The organism is Paractinoplanes durhamensis (genome assembly GCF_016862175.1).
Taxonomy (GTDB): domain Bacteria; phylum Actinomycetota; class Actinomycetes; order Mycobacteriales; family Micromonosporaceae; genus Actinoplanes; species Actinoplanes durhamensis.
Window position 1 is genome coordinate 167,804 of record NZ_BOML01000056.1, and the last position, 18,496, is coordinate 186,299.

16 protein-coding genes are annotated in these 18,496 nt (G+C 70.7%); 10 read left to right on the top strand and 6 right to left on the bottom strand.

The genetic code is table 11. The features are described from left to right. Positions 1 to 73: 73 nt before the first annotated feature. The 8 genes from Adu01nite_RS48760 to Adu01nite_RS34090 all read left to right on the top strand — a co-directional run bounded on the left by Adu01nite_RS48760 (position 74) and on the right by Adu01nite_RS34090 (position 7,569). Positions 74 to 736, top strand: a complete 663-nt coding sequence (locus Adu01nite_RS48760) for an arsenate reductase ArsC (RefSeq protein ID WP_203733283.1) — start codon at positions 74 to 76, stop codon at positions 734 to 736. 397 nt (positions 737 to 1,133) lie between these two features. After that, positions 1,134 to 1,466, top strand: a complete 333-nt coding sequence (locus Adu01nite_RS34060) for a hypothetical protein (RefSeq protein WP_203733285.1) — start codon at positions 1,134 to 1,136, stop codon at positions 1,464 to 1,466. Beyond that, entirely contained in the window at positions 1,463 to 1,903 is a 441-nt protein-coding gene (locus Adu01nite_RS34065; RefSeq protein WP_203733287.1) for a MerR family transcriptional regulator, read from the top strand. The genes Adu01nite_RS34060 and Adu01nite_RS34065 overlap by 4 nt, the downstream gene beginning before the upstream one ends. Continuing rightward, positions 1,887 to 2,153 carry a hypothetical protein gene (locus tag Adu01nite_RS34070; protein WP_203733289.1) on the top strand — a complete coding sequence of 89 codons (267 nt, stop codon included), beginning with the start codon at positions 1,887 to 1,889 and terminating at the stop codon, positions 2,151 to 2,153. Before Adu01nite_RS34065 ends, Adu01nite_RS34070 begins: the two co-directional genes overlap by 17 nt. Positions 2,154 to 2,801: 648 nt before the next feature. After that, complete coding sequence (locus tag Adu01nite_RS34075) at positions 2,802 to 3,593, top strand: SDR family NAD(P)-dependent oxidoreductase (protein ID WP_203733290.1); 792 nt, start codon at positions 2,802 to 2,804, stop codon at positions 3,591 to 3,593. Between the two features lie 232 nt (positions 3,594 to 3,825). Beyond that, the gene (locus Adu01nite_RS34080) at positions 3,826 to 4,974 is read left to right on the top strand and encodes a WD40 repeat domain-containing protein (RefSeq protein WP_203733292.1); all 1,149 of its coding nucleotides are present in this window, start codon (positions 3,826 to 3,828) and stop codon (positions 4,972 to 4,974) included. 142 nt (positions 4,975 to 5,116) lie between these two features. Beyond that, positions 5,117 to 6,466, top strand: a complete 1,350-nt coding sequence (locus Adu01nite_RS34085; protein ID WP_203733294.1) for an FAD-dependent oxidoreductase — start codon at positions 5,117 to 5,119, stop codon at positions 6,464 to 6,466. A gap of 125 nt (positions 6,467 to 6,591) precedes the next feature. Next, the gene (locus Adu01nite_RS34090) at positions 6,592 to 7,569 is read left to right on the top strand and encodes a glycoside hydrolase family protein (protein ID WP_203733295.1); all 978 of its coding nucleotides are present in this window, start codon (positions 6,592 to 6,594) and stop codon (positions 7,567 to 7,569) included. A 9-nt stretch (positions 7,570 to 7,578) separates the two neighbouring features. Here Adu01nite_RS34090 and Adu01nite_RS34095 read toward each other — a convergent pair whose 3' ends face one another. The 3 genes from Adu01nite_RS34095 to Adu01nite_RS34105 are packed head-to-tail and all read right to left on the bottom strand — an operon-like array spanning position 7,579 to position 10,935. Further along, positions 7,579 to 9,978 (bottom strand): S8 family peptidase, encoded by a 2,400-nt coding sequence (locus tag Adu01nite_RS34095; protein ID WP_203733297.1) that lies wholly within the window; start codon positions 9,976 to 9,978, stop codon positions 7,579 to 7,581. Positions 9,979 to 9,988: 10 nt separating this feature from the next. After that, positions 9,989 to 10,246, bottom strand: a complete 258-nt coding sequence (locus Adu01nite_RS34100; protein WP_203733299.1) for a hypothetical protein — start codon at positions 10,244 to 10,246, stop codon at positions 9,989 to 9,991. A 14-nt stretch (positions 10,247 to 10,260) separates the two neighbouring features. Next, positions 10,261 to 10,935, bottom strand: a complete 675-nt coding sequence (locus tag Adu01nite_RS34105; RefSeq protein WP_203733301.1) for an esterase/lipase family protein — start codon at positions 10,933 to 10,935, stop codon at positions 10,261 to 10,263. A 95-nt stretch (positions 10,936 to 11,030) separates the two neighbouring features. Here Adu01nite_RS34105 and Adu01nite_RS34110 point away from each other — a divergent pair, with 95 nt between their 5' ends. Both Adu01nite_RS34110 and Adu01nite_RS34115 read left to right on the top strand, forming a co-directional pair. Further along, the gene (locus tag Adu01nite_RS34110; protein ID WP_203733303.1) at positions 11,031 to 14,414 is read left to right on the top strand and encodes an ATP-binding protein; all 3,384 of its coding nucleotides are present in this window, start codon (positions 11,031 to 11,033) and stop codon (positions 14,412 to 14,414) included. Between the two features lie 69 nt (positions 14,415 to 14,483). Continuing rightward, the gene (locus tag Adu01nite_RS34115) at positions 14,484 to 16,484 is read left to right on the top strand and encodes a YncE family protein (protein ID WP_203733304.1); all 2,001 of its coding nucleotides are present in this window, start codon (positions 14,484 to 14,486) and stop codon (positions 16,482 to 16,484) included. Positions 16,485 to 16,517: 33 nt separating this feature from the next. Here Adu01nite_RS34115 and Adu01nite_RS34120 read toward each other — a convergent pair whose 3' ends face one another. From Adu01nite_RS34120 to Adu01nite_RS34130, 3 genes are all read right to left on the bottom strand, one after another. Then, entirely contained in the window at positions 16,518 to 16,676 is a 159-nt protein-coding gene (locus Adu01nite_RS34120) for a hypothetical protein (RefSeq protein WP_203733306.1), read from the bottom strand. A gap of 76 nt (positions 16,677 to 16,752) precedes the next feature. Beyond that, a complete protein-coding gene (locus Adu01nite_RS34125) occupies positions 16,753 to 17,544 on the bottom strand; it encodes an ABC transporter permease (RefSeq protein ID WP_203733308.1) in 792 nt (263 codons plus the stop codon). Further along, complete coding sequence (locus Adu01nite_RS34130; protein WP_203733312.1) at positions 17,541 to 18,494, bottom strand: ATP-binding cassette domain-containing protein; 954 nt, start codon at positions 18,492 to 18,494, stop codon at positions 17,541 to 17,543. Before Adu01nite_RS34130 ends, Adu01nite_RS34125 begins: the two co-directional genes overlap by 4 nt. Positions 18,495 to 18,496 lie beyond the last annotated feature (2 nt).

Sequence of the window (18,496 nt, forward strand, 5' to 3'; positions counted from 1 at the left end):
AAGAAACATTGACTCAGTAGTTCATGAGCTATCTAATGGAAGTGCCGCCGACTACGCCCCCAAGGAGCCACCGATGACTGACCTCGCCTCGCCCCGGGAACACCCGGACTTGTCCATCGACCAGCAGATCGCGTTACGCACCGCGGCGACGAATCTGGGCCGCCAGTTCGCCGACATCTACGGCCCCGAGACCATTGAACGGTTCCTGGCCAGCAGCTACGACCAGTTCGCCACCAGCAGCACCATCCCGAACTTCCTGCCGCTGCTCGCCGAACGCTTCGCCCGGCAACGCCTCGACGCCCTCGCTCGCGTCGAAGGCCACCACCGCGACGGCAAACCCGTCGTGCTGTTCCTGTGCACCCACAACGCCGGCCGCTCCCAAATGGCCCTCGGCTTCTTCACCCACCTCGCCGGCGACCGGGCCGTCGCCTGGTCCGGTGGGTCCGAACCCGGCCACGAGATCAACCCCGCCGCGATCGCCGCGATGGCCGAACGCGGCATCGACATCACCGGCGAATACCCCAAGCCGTGGACCGACGAGATCGTCCGCGCCGCCGACCTGGTCATCACCATGGGCTGCGGCGACGCCTGCCCGATCTTCCCCGGCACCCGCTACGAGAACTGGGACCTGCCCGACCCCGCCGGCCTGGAGGTCGCCGACGTCCGGCCGATCCGCGACGACCTCGAACGCCGCGTCCACGCCCTGCTCGACCAACTCGCCCTCCCCGTCGCCTGAAAACGCCACCCTCCCGTGCGTCCGCTCGTCATCGGCGGCAACGACGCCCGCATCAGCGCCGGACTCGCCGCCCGCGAACACGACCCCACCACCGAACTGACCCCGGTGAGCGGCGGCCCGCGAGCCTACGGATCAGAAGGTTAGGGGTTCGAGTCCCTTCGGGCGCACAAGATTTAGAAGGTCTGAACTGCGGAAACGCGGGTCAGGCCTTCTTGCTTTCCGGCCTCAATGGACGATGGGTGTCAGCCTGATTGATGTCGACACCGCTATGGATACGTCCTCGTTAACGCCGAGATCACCGCCTCTCCACGGTTCGCCGGGCGCTGTGAAGATTGGCGGGGTCGAGCCGGTGTTCGGGCTTGCATCTGATACCCAGGTACGGGCTTACCGTCGAGGCATGAGCACCGATGACCTGGTGTGGGCGCCCGAGGCGTGCACCCTGCCGACCGTGGACCGGCCGCTGCGGGTGGCCGAGTTCGACGACCTGTTCGCCACCGCGCTGCGCGAGCAGCACCGCCTGTCGCCGACCCGGCTGCGCTGGCACCTCGACCCGGCCGCCGAGACCACCGCGCGGGACCTGACCGCCCGGGAAACCGCATGCTGCTCCTTCTTCGCCTTTACTTTCACCCCGGACGGCGACAGTTTGCGCGTGGACGTCGAGGTCCCGGCGGCGCACGCGGCGGTCCTCGCCGCCCTCGCCGTCCGAGCTGCCGCGCGGTTGCCGCGATGACCGGGCTGCGCAGCAGTCAGGTCGCTGCCGCGGCCGGGGTCAACCTGCAGACCTTGCGCTACTACGAGCGCCGTGGCCTGCTCGCCGAGCCGGATCGCACCCTGGGTGGCCATCGGCTCTATCCGGCTGAGACGGTCACCGTGCTGCGGGTGATCAAGGCGGCGCAACGGCTCGGGTTCACCCTCGACGAGGTCGCCGACCTGCTCGAAACGGGCGGGCACCGGCACGGCCCGGCGGACACCGGTCTGCGTGCCCGCGCGCAGGCCAAGCTGGCCGAGGTCGAGCGGAGGATCGACGATCTGCAGGTGATCGCGGGGACTCTGCGGGCGGCTGTTGACGCCGGCTGCGACGACCTGGTCGCCTGCGCTGGTCAGCCGTGCTGCCCGATCCCGTTCGCCACTATCGCCGTAGGAGCTCCCGATGCCGACGCTCGCTGACCGTGCCCGCCGCACACTGCCGTCGGGCCTGACCGGCCTGGCCGGGGCTGCGTGCGCGGCGTGTTGCCTGATCCCGGCGCTGCTGGCCGCCGGCGTGCTCTCCGGTGCCGGCTGGACCGCCGCCGGGGCCTGGATGCCCGGCATCGCCGTCGTGCTCGCCGTCCTGAGCGCGGGTGCCTGGTGGTGGGCGAGCCGGCGGCGTCATCGCGCCGGCTGCGCGGGCGGGAGCTGCGCGTGCGGCACCCCGTGATCACCGGCTCAAACCGCACATCCGCTACACCGCGCGGGTCGCCGCGGTCACCCGCCTCGGCCTCGACCGGAGTCTGCAACAGCAACCCCGTCGACGGCGACGACACCACCGCCGCCGGGGGAGGCTGCTGCGGCGCGCCCGCACCGGCCGCGGTGGAACCTGCCGGGCGTGGTCTGTCCACCGGTATACGCCGAGCGCGAGCAACCATGCGGAGAACGATCTGATTGGTGGAGGGAGTTGCGGTGACGCAGGTGCCTGAGTTCCTGGGGCTTGAGCCGTGGCCTGTCGGGATCGAGGTCATTGAATGCCGCACGCCGGAAGCGGCCGTTGACCTGTACAACGACTCCATGTTGCGGTGCTCGGCCCTGACGTGTGCGGCGGTCCCGAGCCTTTCCTTTCGAGCTCGTCGAGGACCGGAGCGGGCGGGAGTTCTCGCTCGAGTTCGGCGGTGTCCGGGAGCTTGTCTTCAACCAGGAGTCGGCGGTGTTCGGGCCGGGTCGGTGGGACCCGGGCGCACCACAGGATCAAGGCCGTGACCTCTGGACCAAGGGGTCACGGCCGTTTTGCTCATCGGATGCTCATTGGGGGGCGGCAACCTCGTAACCAGCCGCTGCTGCACGGCGCGGCGGCCACCTATGAGGAGGACACATGGACCTGCAGCTCAGCGGCAAGACGGCGTTCGTCAGCGGATCCAGCCGTGGCATCGGGTACGCGATCGCGAAGGCGCTGGCCGGTGAGGGCGTCGATGTGGTTCTCAACGGTCGTGATCCGGTGAAGCTGGCTCAGGCCGTCGACGCGTTGCGGCGCGCGGTGCCCGGTGTGGCCGTCAGTGGGCTGCCCGCCGACTTTGCGGTTGCCGGTGACGTCGATCGGCTGTGTGCCCAGATGCGTGGCGTCGACATTCTGGTCAACAACGTCGGGCTGTTCGAGCTCAAACCCTTCGAGCTCATCTCGGACGACGACTGGCGGCTCTACCACGAGGTCAACGTGCTCAGCGGAGTCCGGCTCGCTCGGCGGCTGATGCCGGGGATGCTCGATCGGGGGTGGGGGCGGATCGTGTTCGTCAGCAGCGAGTCGGGCGTCAACGTTCCGGCCGACATGATCCATTACGGCACGTCCAAGACGGCGATGCTCGCGGTGGGCAACGGCCTGGCGAAGCTCACGAAGGGCACCGCGGTGACCGTCAACTCGGTCCTGGGCGGGCCTACCTACTCCGACGGCGTCGCCGACACGGTCAGGTCGCTGGCCGAGGCGCGGTCCATCCCCGAGGAGCAGATGAAGGCAGCGATCATCGGCACCAACCGGACGACCCTGCTGGAACGCTTCATCGAGCCGGACGAGATCGCGAACGCGGTGACCTTCGTCGCCAGTCCGGTCGCGTCCGCGATCAACGGATCGGCCGTGCGGGTCGACGGCGGTGTGCTGACAACGGTCATGTGAGCATCATCTTGCCGGCGAAGTCGACGAAGGCGCCGGTCGCGTGGTGCGTGGGAGGACGGGGCCACACCGGCCAGATCTACGCGCTGTAAATGGCAGCCGTCGAGCAACCCGGGCGGATGAACTCTGGCGAATGGCTCGAAAAGGAAGGCCGCGTGATCGCTACCGTTCGGGCGTGACTACCGATAGCGATCGTAACGAGACCTTCAGTGACTCTCTCGTGGGTGGACGTCGGATGCGCGCCGGTCGGGCCGTTGTGGTGGGCCTGATCGGGTTGCTCGCACTCGCCGCCACCACGGCCGCCGGCGTCAAGCCGGCCCCCGCGCACAGCGCTGCCGCCGTTGACGCCCCTGGTGCCCTCGCCCGCAGGGTCGTGCCCGGTACGGACGGCATCATTGCCGTTCGGCCGGACGGCAGAGTGTTCGCCACGGTGAGCAACGGGGCGGTTCGGCAGTGGAACGCCGCTACCGGGCGTCAGGCTGGGCCGGCGCTCGGCGAGCAGATCGGGGCCATCCATTCCGTCGGGTTCAGCCCGAACGGGAAGCGGGTGATCATCGGCAGCGACACCGGAGTATCGCTGTGGGCTGCCGTTACGGGCGAGCAGATCGGGGCGCCGCTGGCCGGGCACGCCGGGGCGGTTCGCGCGGCGACCTTCAGCCCGACCGGGCAGCTGGTGGCCGCCGGCGGTGACGACGGCACGGCCCGGCTGTGGAATTCCGGCACGGGGCAGCTGCTGTTCACCCTGGCCGGGCACGTCGGCGCGGTCACGTCGGTCGTGTTCAGCCCGGACGGTCGGCGCCTTGCCACCGCGGGCGCGGACAACACCGTCCGGCTGTGGGACGTCGGCACCGGTCAGTTGATCGGTATGCCGCTGGCCGCGATCGCCGGCCCGGTCTATGCGTTGAGCTTCACCCCGGACGCCGCTCTCCTGGCCACCTCCGACGGCAGTGACGTCGTCCGGCTGTGGAACGCGACCACCGGCGCACCCGCGGGCAGGCCGATCGTCGGCAACGCCGGGCCGGTGTACGCGCTGACCTTCAACCTGGCCGGCACGCTTCTGGCCACCTCGTCCGGCGGCGACGACACCGTACGGCTGTGGAATGTCGCCACCCGCCGGCCGGCCGCCGCGCCGCTCGCCGGGCACACCGGACCGGTCCGCGCGATGCGGTTCAACCTGAGCGGCACGCTGCTGGCCACCGGCAGTGACGACGGGACCCTGCGGCTGTGGGACGCCGAGACCGGGGACGCGGTCGGCGAGCCGTCGATCGGGCACGAGGGGCCGGTCTGGTCGCTGCGGTTCACCCCCGAGGGCAAACGGGTGATCACCGCGGGCAAGGACAACACGGTTCGGCTGTGGCGTCTCACTGAGGAAGACGTCGCCTGACGACGGCACCACCGGCCTGGGCTGCGGAGACGCAGCTCAGGCCGGTTATCGGCGGAGGTATGTGATCAGGACCATAAGTTAGGTAAGGGTGGCCTAACTATGATCGTGGTTCCACGTCTTCGACCGAATGAGGAACGCGACCATGGAACGCCCGCTGCGGGTTGCCGTCATCGGAACCGGCCCGGCCGGTGTCTACGCCGCCGACCACCTGATCAAGGCCTCCGAATCGGTGACGGTCGACATCTTCGATCGGCTGCCGACGCCGTACGGCCTGATTCGTTATGGCGTGGCGCCGGACCACTCGCGGATCAAAGAGGTGGTCAACGCCCTTTATCGGGTGTTGAACAACCCGCGCATCCGGTTCATCGGCAACGTCGAGTACGGCGTGGACGTCAAGCAGGACGAGCTGCGGCGTTTCTACGACGCCACGGTGATCGCCACCGGCGCCGAGAAGGACCGGCCGCTCGACATCCCGGGCATCGACCTGCCGGGCAGCTTCGGGGCCGCGGACTTCGCCTCCTGGTACAACGGGCATCCGGACGTGCCGCGCGAGTGGCCGCTGGAGGCCACCGAGATCGCCGTGATCGGCGCCGGCAACGTGGCCGTCGACGTGGCCCGGATCCTCGCGAAGACCGCCGACGAGCTGCTCGTGACCGAGATCCCGGACAACGTCCACCGGGCGTTGAAGGCGAGCCCGGCCACCGACGTACACCTCTTCTCCCGGCGCGGCCCGGCGCAGGTGAAGTTCACCCCGCAGGAGCTGCGCGAACTCGACGCGTCGCCCAACGTCGAGGTGATCGTGCACCCGGAGGGCATCGAGTTCGACGAGGGCAGCCTCGCCGCCATGCGCGAGACCCGGCACGTGAAGATGTGCGTCGACATCCTGCAGAACTGGGCCGTCCGCGACCCGCGGGACCGCCCGCGCCGGCTGCACCTGCACTTCCTGCAGTCCCCGGTCGCCGTCCTCGGCGACGGCAGGGTGACGGGCCTGCGCACCGAGACCCAGGAGCTGACCGGCGACGGCTGGGTGCGTGGCACCGGCGAGTTCACCGACTGGCCGGTGCAGGCGGTCTACCGAGCCGTCGGCTACCTCAGCCAGGCGCTGCCGGAACTGCCGTTCGACAACGGGAGCGGAACCATCCCGCACGCCGCCGGCCGCATTCTGGACCTCGACGGCGACCACATCCCGGGCATGTACGTCACCGGCTGGATCAAGCGCGGCCCGGTCGGCCTGATCGGCCACACCAAGGGCGACGCCGGCGAGACGATCACGAGCCTGCTCGCGGACACGAACGAGGCCGCGACGGACCGCGACCCGGACGCCGTCCTCGCGCATCTGGCCAACCGCGGCCTGCGCTACACGACCTGGGCCGAGTGGCAGAAGCTGGACGCGCACGAGATCGCCCTCGGCGAGCCGCACGGCCGCAAGCGGATCAAAGTCGTGCCCCGCCAGGAGATGCTCGACATCTGCGCCGGTGCTAATACCCAATAACAAGAACTGCCTTTACTAATAGGTATTATCATCTTGACCACCGTCAATACCGACGACGAAACTTCGAGGCGTCCCCTCCGGCGCCGGCCGCCCCCACGGCGCCGCATCGTCCTGGAGGTCGCCGCATGGAACGACGCTCGCTGCTGCGCGGAATAGCCGGAATAGCTGGAACGGCCGGAGCAGGCGGCTTGGCCGGGGTGGGCGTGCCCGCCGCCGCGCAGGCCGCCGGCCCGGCCGGCATGCCCACCTACACCTATCTGCGCGACGCACTCAAGACGCCGCTGCGCTACAACCCGACCGGGGAATTCATCTTTCCCTGCATTCGCGGCGTCTACGACAAGGTGAGCGGCGCCCGCAGCCGCTATTACCTCTATTACGCACCGCACGAGAAGCCGGGCGGCATCTGCGTCGCCGGCGCCGATTCGCTCAACGGCCCGTTCTCGGAGTATGCGAACAACCCGATCATCGACAACGTGCTGCCCAGCACCACCGTCTCGCACGTGTCCTCACCCCACGTGACCTGGGACGCGGCGACCAAACAGTTCTTCCTCTATTTCCACGGCGAAAACACCACCACGCGCGTGGCCCGATCCTCCGACGGGCTCGCCTTCACCGACGAGACCCCGATTTTGAGTACGCGTCTGGTCCCCGGCCTCACCGAGACGTCGTATGCGCGGGTCTTCGAGCACGTGATCCCGGGCCGGGGCAACAAATACGCGATGGTCTACATGGGAGTGCTGGCCGGCCGGCGGCGCATCTATCACGGCTGGTCACCGAACGGCTGGGACCAGTGGCAGTTCGCCCAGACGCCGCTGGTGAACCCGGAACCGGACGGGCTCACCGACATCTCGGGAGCGTCGCTGGTGTTCCGCAACAGCACGGTCTACGTGGCGTACCACGGCAACGACGGCAAGATGCGGATCACCGAGGTGGGCCCCGGCCTCGACCGGGAGACCCACCTCGGCGTTTTCCACTCCCCCATGGCCTCGGACAACGGCCGGGCGGCGGCACCGTCGTTCGGCACCGACGGCGGCGTGCAGTACATGTTCTACGAGGCCGGCCCGCGCCTCAGCGCCCGCATCTGCATAGCCCGGGCCAACTGATCCGAAAGGTCAGCAGATCTGCTTGACCCACACCTCGACCGTCTGCTGGCGGACGTTGCCGGCGTTGTCGGTCGCGGTGAGGGTGATCCGGTGCTTGATCTGTTCGCATCCGCCGTACAGCTTCACGGTCGGGCTCGGCCCGGTTCCGATCTGGACGGCGGGTGCGCCGGCCCGGCTGTCGGTCCACACCAGGGTGAGTGGGCCGCCTTCCGGGTCGCTGGCGGTGCTACCCAGGGTGAGCTGGTGATAGATCCCGTCGGCGTCCGAGCCGTTGACCCAGAGGCTCGCCCCGTCGAGCGGATTGGTGATCGCCACCGTCGGCGGGAGGTTCGGCCCGGCCGGCTGGATCGCGATCGTCACGGTGTCGGTCTGGCAGGACCCGAACGAGTCGCAGCCGCGGAACGTCACCGTGTGCTGGCCGGTGCTCGTGTTCAGCGCCGCCGTCGCGGTGTGCCCGGTCGCGAACGACGTGGCCGACCCGTCGAGACGCCAGCTCACCTGGCTGTTCGCGAGCGGGCCGAGGTCCGGGTCCCAGCTGGTCCCGGTGAAGGTGATCGGTTCGGTCGGGGTGAACACCGGCACCGCGGAATCGTCGCTGGGCGTGACGATGTGCATGACCGGGGCATGGTTCGTCACGGTCACCTGGATCGAGTCGGACGCGGTGGCCCCGCCCGGGAACGCCGCGGTCGCGGTGACCGTGTACGTGCCGGCCGGCAGCGACGCGGTGATCGGGTTGCCGGTGCCGAGGGCGGTGCTGCCGCGTTTCCAGGTGACGGTCGGCGTGCCCAGGCCGTCGTCGAAGGTGACCGCCCGGAACTGGGTGGGGGTGCCGGCACCGAGTTGAGCCCCGGTGAGCGGCGTCTTGATGTCGATGGCCGGTGGGAGGGCATCGCGGACCGCGTCCAGCGCGTTGATGACCCGCCGTTTGACCTGCTCGTCGGGGCTGGTGCGCATCGCGTTGAACAGCTTCGACTCGACGGAGTTGCTGCTCTGACCCGGGTCGGCCGCCCAGATCAGGGCGGCGACCCCGGCCGCGTACGGGCTGGCGAAGCTGGTTCCGTTCACCGGATGGACCGCGGTATTGGCCGGCGTCGGGCCGGAGATGACGGTGTACGGCGCGAAGATGTCCACGTTCTCGTGCCCGTAGTTGGAGTGCGAGGCACGATCGAGGCTGTTCCGGGCCAGGCCACCGACGCAGATCACCCCGGCGTTCTCGCAGGGGGTGACCCAATGGTTCTCCCAGCAGACGAACCAGACGCAGGATTCCCCGTCCACGTCATTGCCGTCGTTGCCGGCCGCCGCGAAGAGCAGGATGCCGGCCCCGTGGAAGGTCGAGGTCGCCAGCTCGAACGGGATCACCGACCACTCCAGCGACCAGTGCACGGAGGCGCCGAAACTCATGTTGATGATCCGGCTGCCGGCGTTGACCGCGGCCGAGATGCCGAAGATCGCGGTGAAGAAGTCGTAGCTGGACCAGACCAGGTGGAGCCGGGCACCCGGTCCGGCCGAACCGGCCACCCCGCGGCCGTTGTCGGGCACGCCACCGGCGGTGTCGGCCACCTCGGTGCCGTGCCACGGCGCCGCTGAGCTGCCCGCGTCACCCGGCGAGACGAGCGGGACCACGCTGGCCGACGTCGTGCCGGCCGGCAGATCGTCGTTGATGTCGGGACGGAATCCCTGGTCGACGATGCCGATCTTGACGGTGCTCTCGGCCCGGCCCACCGAGTCGAGCAGGGTCCAGGCCGGGGCGGTGCCGATGTCCTGGGTGCTGCCGGAATTCAGATACGACCAGGTGTACGCGTTCCGGTCGTACGCCGAGCCGGAATTGTTGCCGAATCCGTCCGGGCCGATCAGCGCCTCGTTGGTGCTGCCATTGGCGATGCCGTCCGGTTCGGCGAGCCAGTTGATGCCGACCGTCAGCCCGTCGACCGCCTCGGTGGCGGCGATGGTCAGCAGCCCGAGGCCGGCCTTGCTGGACACGGCGAGTGCGTCGGCCTGCTCCCGGCCGGGGTTGAGCTTGCCGAGCAGGTCACTGAGCTTGCTCGGATCGGCGAGACCCGGCTCGACGCGTACGAGAAATTGCGGAACGAAGTCTTTGATCTTGGGGTCGTTCTTGATCAGGACCGTCCCGCCCCACCGTTTGGCGAGGGCGTCGGCCGCCGCCGGGTCCGCGCTGGTGAGGATGAGTTCGTCGGCGACGAAATCGCTGTGCACGCCGGCCGAATCGGTCAGGCCCGCCACCGGCCGGGCGATCCCGTCCGTCCAGGGCGGAGGCGGCGGGCTCGCCGGCTTGGCCGCGTCTTCGTCCACCGAGATGATCACTGGGCCCGGATCCGGTTCCGCCGCCCGGGCACTGCCCGGCGTGACCAGCAGAAGCGCCACCGCCAGCGCCGTTACGGAACGCAGCATGCGCGCCATGTCAGGGGCAGTTGCCGGCGATGAGCTGCTGCTCGATCACCGCGGCCAGGGCGCTGAGCCGCTTGATCTGGGCGATGATGCCCGGCTTCTGGGCGGGCCCGGCCTCGGCCAGCCGCTCCTGCAGGATGGTGATCCGGATGTCGTATCCGTCGAGGGCGGCCTGCAGGGCGACGCAGTCGACGGCCGCCGACGCGGGGGTGGCCACCGCGACGGGAAGCGCGAGCGCGGCGAGCAGAGCAAGAGCGATGGTGCGTTTCATGAGGTCCTCCATAACTAGGTGACGGGCAGATTGATGAAGGTGCCGGGGCAGGTGCCGCCGACGGCGGCCAGTGCCGCGGCGATGAACAGCGGTGAGCGGGGTTCCGCCGGGTGTTCGACCCCGGTGATCTCGTGGAAGCAGGCGCCGCCGTCCAGCCGGGTGACGTCGGCGGCGTCCTCGGTGCTGCGGATCGTCGTGTAGGCGACGTCGCCCGGGGTGTCGTCGCCGGTATCGAGGTCCCACATGAAGGGGTTGAACGGGCACATCTGGCCGCCGTCCTGCTCGCCCAGAAGGCAGGCGGGCAGGTAGCCGTACTGCGGTGAACCCATCGAGACGTAGGTGCTCACCTCGGCCACGCCGCCGAGCCGTTTGAGGTACCAGCGCGTCGACAGGCCACCCATGCTGTGCCCGACCAGGCTGACCTTGGCCGCCCCCGTCCGCTCCCGGACCTGGCGCACGGTATCGGCGATCACCAACGCGTTGACCAGGTTGTTCTGGCCCGGCAGGTCGACCGTGTACGCGGGGTATCCGGCCGCCGTGAACGCGTCCCGCATCGTCGCCATGTCGCTGCCGACGCCGGTCCAGCCGTGCACCAGGATCACCGGTTCCCGGCGTACCTCATCGGCGTGGGCAGCGGTGGCGGGCAGCACCGTGAGCAGGAAGGCAAGGGCGGCCATTGTGGACCTCATGCTGTTCCTCCCGATGTGTACTGTGACGCCGACATCTTGGCGGGGCGGCCTGCAACCGCGCTGACGCGGCGCTGCAACGGGGTGCGGAGGAAGGCATGCAGATCCGTCTGCTCGGCCCGGTCGAGGTCGTCGGCCCGGATCAGGCGGTGCGGCCGCTGTCGGGGCTGCGCCGCAAGGCGGTGCTGGCCGTCCTCGCGCTGCGGGCGGGCGAGATCGTCAGCGCCGAACGGCTCATCGAGGCGGTCTGGGGCCCGGACGCGGCCACCGCCGTGAACACGCTGCAGAGCAACATGTCGTACCTGCGCCGGGTGCTCGGCGATCCGGCCGCGATCGTCGCCCGCGCCCCCGGCTACGTGCTCGACCTGGGCCCGGACGGCACCGACGCCGCGGTCGCCGAGCGCCTGATCCACGCCGCCCAGCAGAGCGTCGACCCGGCGCAGCGAGCCGAGCTGCTGCGGTCGGCGCTGGCGTTGTGGCGGGGGCGGCCGCTCGTGGACGTGGCCGGTCTGCCCTGGCTGGCCGCCCAGGCCGACCGGTTGGCGGCGCTGGCCACCGACGCCCGCCGGTCGCTGATCGAGGCCCGGCTGGCCCTCGGCGAGCACGCCGGCCTGCTGCCGGAGCTGCGCCAGCTGGCCGAGGAGCATCCGTTCGACGAGAGCACCCAGGGCCAGCTGGTGCTGGCGCTCTACCGGTCCGGCCGGCAGGCCGACGCCCTGGTCGTGCTGCGGGAGGTGCGTGCGCGGCTCGCCCGTGACCTGGGCATCGACCCCGGCCCGGCGCTGCGCGAGCTGGAGGCGGCGGTGCTGCGGCAGAGCCCCGGCCTGGCGCCGGCCGCCGGCACCACGGTGCGGACCCGGCCGGCCGGCGGCGGGTTGCTCGTCGGCCGCCGCGACGAGCTCTCCGTGCTCACCCGGATGCTCGACCCGCGCGGGGACGACGTCGCGCCGGTGGTCGCGGTCAGCGGTGACCCCGGCATCGGCAAGACGAGCCTGCTGCGCGAGTTCGCCCGGCGCGCGCAGATGTCCGGCCGGGCGGTGGCCTGGGGGCGGGCGGCCGAATACGAGCAGCACGTCCCGTTCGCCGTACTGGCCGACGCCCTGGCCGACCTCGAGATGCCGCCGGGGAACCTGCCGTTCGGCGACGCCGCGATGCTGCGCGAAGTGCTTCCGATGACGGGTACGCCCACCTCCGCGCCGCCGGTGCTCGGCGGCGAACGGTATCGGCTGCACCGCGCGGTCCGGGGCCTGCTGGAATACGCCGCCGGGCCGGGCGGGCTGCTGATCGTCCTGGACGACCTGCACTGGGCCGACCCCGGCTCGGCCGAGTTGCTCGAGCACCTGCTGCGCCATCCGCCCGCCGGTCCGGTGCTGTTCGCCGTGTCCTACCGGCCTCGGCAGTTGCCCGCCCGGCTCCGGGACAGCCTGGGCCGAGCCGTCGTCGACGGGGTGGTGCGGTCGCTCGAGCTGGGCCCGCTCGCCCGCGCCGACATCGACGGCCTGCTGCCGGAACGGCTGTCCACCTCCCGGCGGCACGAGCTCTACCAGGCCAGCGGCGGCAATCCGTTCTACCTGCAGGCGCTGGCAAGATCAGATCAACAGCATTTCTCCCCGGTACGTGCGGAAGCCGGCGACCCGCTCCCCGCGCATGTCCGCTCGGCGCTCGCCGCCGAGCTCGGCGTCCTGGCCCCGGTCGAGACGAAGGTCGCCTGGGCCGCCGCGCTCGCCCCCGAGGTGGCCGAGCCGGAGATGGTCGCCCGGACCGCCGAGCTCACCGTCCGCGAGGTGCTCGACGCCCTGGACCTGCTGGTGGCCCGGGACATCCTGCGGGTCGGCCCGGCGCACGACCGGTTCCAGTTCCGGCATCCGCTGCTGCGCCAGGCCACCTACGAGGCCGCCGACCCCGGCTGGCGGGTCGGCGCCCACGCCCGGGCGGCCGAGACGCTCCGGCACCGCGGCGCCTCCCCGGCCGAGCAGGCCCACCACCTGGAACGCTGCGCGGCCCGCGGCGACCTGACCGCGGTGGAGGTGCTCCAGCGGGCCGGCACCGATGCCCTGAACAGCAACCCCGGCGTGGCCGGGCACTGGTTCGCCACCGCGTTGCGGCTGCTGCCGGACACCCTGGACGCGGCCGGGACCCGGATGGAACTGCTCGTCGCGCAGGCACAGGCGCTCGCCGTCACCGGCCGGCTCCGGGAGAGCCGGCAGAGCCTGCACGACCTGCTCCACATGATCCCGGCCGCCGCGGCCGAGCCGCGCGCCTCGCTGGTCGCCCTCTGCGCCGGGATCGAACGTCTGCTCGGCCGGCACGCCGAGGCCAACGCGCAGCTCGCGGCCGAGCTGGCGGCGCTGCCCGCGGATGAGGAACGCGCGGCCGCGATCCTGCTGCTGGGCCTCGCGAGCGACTTCACCAGCGGGTTCTCCGGCCCGGAGCACTCGGCCACGGCCGTCGCCGCGGCCCGGCAGTCCGGCGACCGCCCGCTGCTGGCGGCCGCGCTGGCCACCGCCGTCCTCAGTGACCAGTGGACCGGCCACCCCGGCCCCGGCACGGCCGACCGGCTGACCGAGGCGGCCGCGCTGGTGGACGCGATGCCGGACGCCGAGGTGGCCCAACTGCTGCACGGGGTCGCCTGGCTGGCGACGGCGGAGCTGTGTCACGACCGGCCGCACGACGCGCAGCGGCACGCCGACCGGGCCCTGCAGGCCGCCCGGGACAGTGGGCAGAGCACCCTGGCCGGCCAGATCCACGCCCTGCGCGCCTGTGTCCACCGGGCGCTCGGCGATCTGCCGGCGGCGGCCCGCTGCCTCGAGGACGCCCGGGACGCGGCCGCGCTGATCGACACCGACGAGCTCACCTCGCTGGTGCTGGCCTATCAGTGCACGGTCACCGCGCTGCAGGGCGACCTCGACCTCGCGCTGCGGCTGGGCAAGGAGGCGGTGGCGGTGGCCGGCATCCGCCGGGACTACTTCGCCGGCGCGGCGGCCGGTGCCCTGGCCCAGGCGCTGCTCTACGGCGGCGATCCGGACGAGTGCGCCGCCGTGCTGCTCGGCTTCGCCGGGCCGGACAACTCCCAGCTCACCGGCATCGACCCGCTGAGCCGCAGCGGGTGGTACCTGATGCTCAGCGAGGCCGAGGTGGCCCGGGGCCGGTCGGCACAGGCGCTGGCGTGGGCGGACCGGGCGCGGGACGAGGCGGCGCTGATCGGCTCGTCCCGGTCGACCGGGACGGCGCAGCTCACCCGGGCGTACGCCCTGCTGCACACCGACCCGGTGGCGGCGGCCGGATGTGCGGAGGCGGCGCTGGCGTCGCTCACCGACGCGGCCGACCCGATCGGGGCTGGCCTGGCCCATCTGGCCCTCGGGTCGGCCGACCACCTCGCCCAGGCCGATGCCCTGTTCACCCGGTGCGGCGCTCACCTGCTGGTAGCGCGTGTCCGGGCAATCACCAGCGTCGGGCCGGGTGCGTATCGTCCTTTCGGTTGATCACCGGTTGGCCGTTGTCGATCTAGGCTTCTGGCCTCACCGGTAACTTCTGGTCGATACGGGGTTTTCATGCGCCCACTGCGCGTCGTGCTCGGGGCGGTCACGCTCGCTGGTTCCGTCCTGGTCGGCATGGCGGTGTCGGTCGGCACCGCGGCCGCCGACACCTACGGGAAGCTGCCGATCACCTCGTTCGGTGACATGGTCGTCGACCCGGTCCACCAGCGGGTCTTCGTCAGCGACCCGACCGCCGGGAAGATCGTCGCCACCGACTACCGGGGCAAGGTCGTCGCCGAGCTGGCCGGTCTGTCCAGCGTGCAGGGCCTGGCGCTGTCCGCCGACTCGAACCGGCTCTACGCCGCGGTGCCCAAGTCGCGGGCCCTGGTCGCGGTGGCCACCGCGACGGTCACCGAGGCCACCCGTTACCCGGTGGGCGACGCGGTCTACCCGGGTGAGGTCGTGGCGGTCGGCGACCGGCTCTGGTTCGGCTACGACACGAGCGCGGACTCCGACGATTCGGGCGACTTCGGTTCGGTCGACCTGGACACCTCCGACGTGCACCTGCACGACTACGCCGCCGACCTCTCCGCCGGGTTGTACTCCGGGCCGCCCCGGCTGACCGTCAGCCCGTCGCGCCCGGGGCTGCTGGTGGCCACCGACGTGCACAGTTCGGGTTCGATCTCCGGCTTCTACGACGTGTCCACCGGCGCTGCCCGGCTGACCGGCCGCTACCGGCCGGAGAGCGGCCTGACCGCCTACGACCTGGCCTTCAGCACGGACGCCACGAAGCTGATCCGGGTCGACTACCGGCACCGGGAGAACGTCGACGTCGACAAGCTCACCGCCACCGAGTCCTACCCCGGGACGACGTTCAACTACGCGATGGCGGCCGCGGACGACGGGCGGGTCGCGATCTCGACCGAGCGGAAGATCCAGGTGTACGCACCGGATGCGACCGCGCCCACCCAGGAGATCGCGCTGCCGACCGTGGACGGCACCGCCCTCGCCTCCGACGCGGTCGGGGCGCACCGGCTGGCCTGGGAGCCGGGCGGGGACCGCCTGTTCGCGGTGGCCGACGGCTGGTGGCTTCTGGTCCTCAACGACTCGTCGACGACCCTCCCGACGACCAGCCCCGCGTCGAAGCCGGCCCTCAAGCTGAACCAGCCGTCGTTCAACTACGCGCGCCCGGGCACGCCGTTCACGCTGACCGGGACGGCCACCGCCCTCCCGGCCGACGTCACCCTCACCGTGACCCGGACCAGCAGCGACGTGCCGGCCGGCACGGTGATCGCGACGGTCGTGCCGGACGCCACCGGGGCATTCAGCTTCACCGACACCCTGGCCGCCGAGGGGGCGGCGACCTACACCGTCCGCTACGCCGGGACCGGCAACTGGGACTCGCTCTCGGCCGACCTGCAGATCTGGGCCTACAAGCAGTCGACGGTGCTGAGCCTGAGCGGCAACGGGACGGGCTACGCCTACGGGACGACGGTCACCTTCACCGCGTGGCTCCGCAAGTGGGACACCGGCCGGGTCGTCGAGATCTGGGCCGACCCGGCCGGCAGCGACCAGCCGAAGCGCCTGCTCAAGAAGGGTGCGGTCGACAGTGCCGGCAAGCTCAGCGTGAGCCTGCGGCTGACCCGCAACACCACGCTGACCGCCAACTACGCCGGCGACGCCACCTACGGCGCCGCGGTGGCGACCTCCGGGGTCTACACCCGGGTCGCGGCCAGCACCAAGATCACCAAGCACTTCAAGACCAAGAAGATCGGATCCCAGACCTACTACGTCGTACGCACGACGAAGGATCCCTACTTCACCACCTCGATGACGCCCTACCCGGGCCGCTTCTACCGCCTGGTCGTCGAGAAGTACTCCGGTGGCAAGTGGAAGCCGTTCAAGAACGCGCTGCTCTCGCTGGACTCCAAGGGCACCTCGGTCGCCTGGATCACCGGCTACTACCCGGCCGGCCAGAAGTTCCGGGTGCGCGCCGAATACGGCGTCACCGCCAACACCGACAAGATCAACGCCAAGACGTACGGCGGGTGGAAGTACTACACCTACGCCAAGTAGGGCGGATCTACCGGCGCCAGGTGCGGGTGGACGTCACGGCGACGTTGCCCGCCCTGTCGTACGTACGCAATATTTCTTGGTGTTGATCTTGAATTGGTAGGCGGCCTTCAGGTCGGTGGCGTCGTCGACCGTGATCGGGTATTCCAGGATGCTCTCGTTTCCGAGAAGGTCCCAGGAGCGCAGCTCCACCACCGTCGACCGCTGACTCGGGCCGAAGTGGGGCAGGCCGTGCCCTCGGCGAAGGGCACGGCCTGCGGGTTACTTCGGGTTACTTCGGGTCGCTGTTGAACTTCGACGTCGACCAGAAGTAGCCGAGCACCGCGAGGGCCACACACCAGGCGACCGCCAGCCAGCCGTTGTAGCCGATCTCGCTGCCGAGCAGCAGCCCCCGCAGGGTCTCGATGGCCGGCGTGAACGGCTGGTACTTCGCGATCGGCTGGAACCAGCCGGGCATCGAGTGGATCGGGACGAACGCGCTGGAGAACAGCGGCAGCAGGATCAGCGGCATCGCGTTGTTGCCGGCCGCCTCGGCGTTCGGGCTGATCAGGCCCATGCCCACCGCGATCCAGGTCAGCGCCAGGGCGAAGAGCACCAGCAGCCCGAACGCCGCCAGCCAGTCCAGGGCGGTGGCGTCGGTGGAGCGGAAGCCGATCGCCACCGCGACCGCGCCGACCAGGACCACGCTCAGCACCGACTGCAAGACGCTGCCGATCACGTGCCCGACCAGCACCGAACCGCGGTGGATCGCCATCGTCCGGAAGCGGGCGATGATGCCCTCGGTCATGTCGTTGGAGACCGAGACCGCGGTGCCGATCACCGTGCTGCCGATGGTCATCAGCAGCAGGCCGGGGACCAGATAGGCGATGTATCTGGCTCGGTCGGGGCCGCCGCCCCCGATGCCGGCGCTCAGCGTGCCGCCGAATATGTAGACGAACAGCAACAGCAGCATGATCGGCGTGAGCAGCAGGTTCAGCGTGAGGGACGGATAGCGGCGCGCGTGCAGCAGGTTGCGGCGCAGCATGGTGGACGAATCGCGGACGGCGAGGGAAAGGGTGCTCATCGGAGGGCCTCCTCGGCCTGGTCAGGGGTAGCGGTCAGGGCGAAGAACACGTCGTCGAGGTCGGGGGTGTGCACGGTCAGGCTGTCGGCGTGCACGTCGGCGGCGTCCAGCCGGTCGAGGATCGCGCGCAGGTCACCCTGGGTGCCGTCGCTCGGGATCTGCAGCGACAACGCCTGGTCGTCGCGGACGTTCTCGGGCAGCGCGACGGCGGCACGCTCGTACGCGGAGGGGTCTTCGAAGCGCAACCGGACGTGCCCGCCGGGGATGAGTCGCTTCAGCTCCTCGGCCGTGCCCTCGGCGGCGATCCGGCCGTCGTGCAGCACCGCGATGCGGTCGGCGAGCTGGTCGGCCTCCTCCAGGTACTGCGTGGTGAGGAGGACGGTGACGCCGTCGGCGACCAGCGTGCGGATGATCTGCCACATGTTGTGCCGGCTGCGCGGGTCGAGGCCGGTGGTCGGCTCGTCGAGGAAGATGATCCGCGGGCTGCCGACCAGGGTCATCGCCAGGTCGAGGCGGCGCTTCATGCCGCCGGAGTAGGTGGAGGCCGGCTTCTTCGCCGCCTCGGTGAGGTCGAAGCGCTCCAGCAACTCGGCGGCGATCCGGCGGCCGTCGGCCTTGGACAGGTGGTGCAGGTCGGCCATCAGCAGCATGTTCTCCTCGCCGGTGATCAGGCCGTCGACCGCCGAGAACTGGCCGGTGACGCCGATCGCGGCGCGGACCGCCTGCGGGTCGGCGGCCAGGTCATGGCCGCCGATCCGGATGGCGCCCGTGCCGGCGCCGGCCGAGATCAGGGTGGAGAGGATCTTCACCGCGGTGGTCTTGCCGGCGCCGTTCGGACCGAGAAGAGCGAAAATCGTTCCTTCGGGTACGGCCAGGTCGATGCCGTCGAGCACCATCTTTTCGCCGTACGCCTTGTGCAGTGCGGTCGCTGCGATCGCGAGATCAGTCATGG

Coding starts and splice junctions, on each gene's coding strand:
- Adu01nite_RS48760 (WP_203733283.1), top strand. CDS start 74: ATGACTGACCTCGCCTCGCCCCGGGAACACCCGGACTTGTCCATCGAC.
- Adu01nite_RS34060 (WP_203733285.1), top strand. CDS start 1,134: ATGAGCACCGATGACCTGGTGTGGGCGCCCGAGGCGTGCACCCTGCCG.
- Adu01nite_RS34065 (WP_203733287.1), top strand. CDS start 1,463: ATGACCGGGCTGCGCAGCAGTCAGGTCGCTGCCGCGGCCGGGGTCAAC.
- Adu01nite_RS34070 (WP_203733289.1), top strand. CDS start 1,887: ATGCCGACGCTCGCTGACCGTGCCCGCCGCACACTGCCGTCGGGCCTG.
- Adu01nite_RS34075 (WP_203733290.1), top strand. CDS start 2,802: ATGGACCTGCAGCTCAGCGGCAAGACGGCGTTCGTCAGCGGATCCAGC.
- Adu01nite_RS34080 (WP_203733292.1), top strand. CDS start 3,826: ATGCGCGCCGGTCGGGCCGTTGTGGTGGGCCTGATCGGGTTGCTCGCA.
- Adu01nite_RS34085 (WP_203733294.1), top strand. CDS start 5,117: ATGGAACGCCCGCTGCGGGTTGCCGTCATCGGAACCGGCCCGGCCGGT.
- Adu01nite_RS34090 (WP_203733295.1), top strand. CDS start 6,592: ATGGAACGACGCTCGCTGCTGCGCGGAATAGCCGGAATAGCTGGAACG.
- Adu01nite_RS34095 (WP_203733297.1), bottom strand. CDS start 9,978: ATGCTGCGTTCCGTAACGGCGCTGGCGGTGGCGCTTCTGCTGGTCACG.
- Adu01nite_RS34100 (WP_203733299.1), bottom strand. CDS start 10,246: ATGAAACGCACCATCGCTCTTGCTCTGCTCGCCGCGCTCGCGCTTCCC.
- Adu01nite_RS34105 (WP_203733301.1), bottom strand. CDS start 10,935: ATGAGGTCCACAATGGCCGCCCTTGCCTTCCTGCTCACGGTGCTGCCC.
- Adu01nite_RS34110 (WP_203733303.1), top strand. CDS start 11,031: ATGCAGATCCGTCTGCTCGGCCCGGTCGAGGTCGTCGGCCCGGATCAG.
- Adu01nite_RS34115 (WP_203733304.1), top strand. CDS start 14,484: ATGCGCCCACTGCGCGTCGTGCTCGGGGCGGTCACGCTCGCTGGTTCC.
- Adu01nite_RS34125 (WP_203733308.1), bottom strand. CDS start 17,544: ATGAGCACCCTTTCCCTCGCCGTCCGCGATTCGTCCACCATGCTGCGC.
- Adu01nite_RS34130 (WP_203733312.1), bottom strand. CDS start 18,494: ATGACTGATCTCGCGATCGCAGCGACCGCACTGCACAAGGCGTACGGC.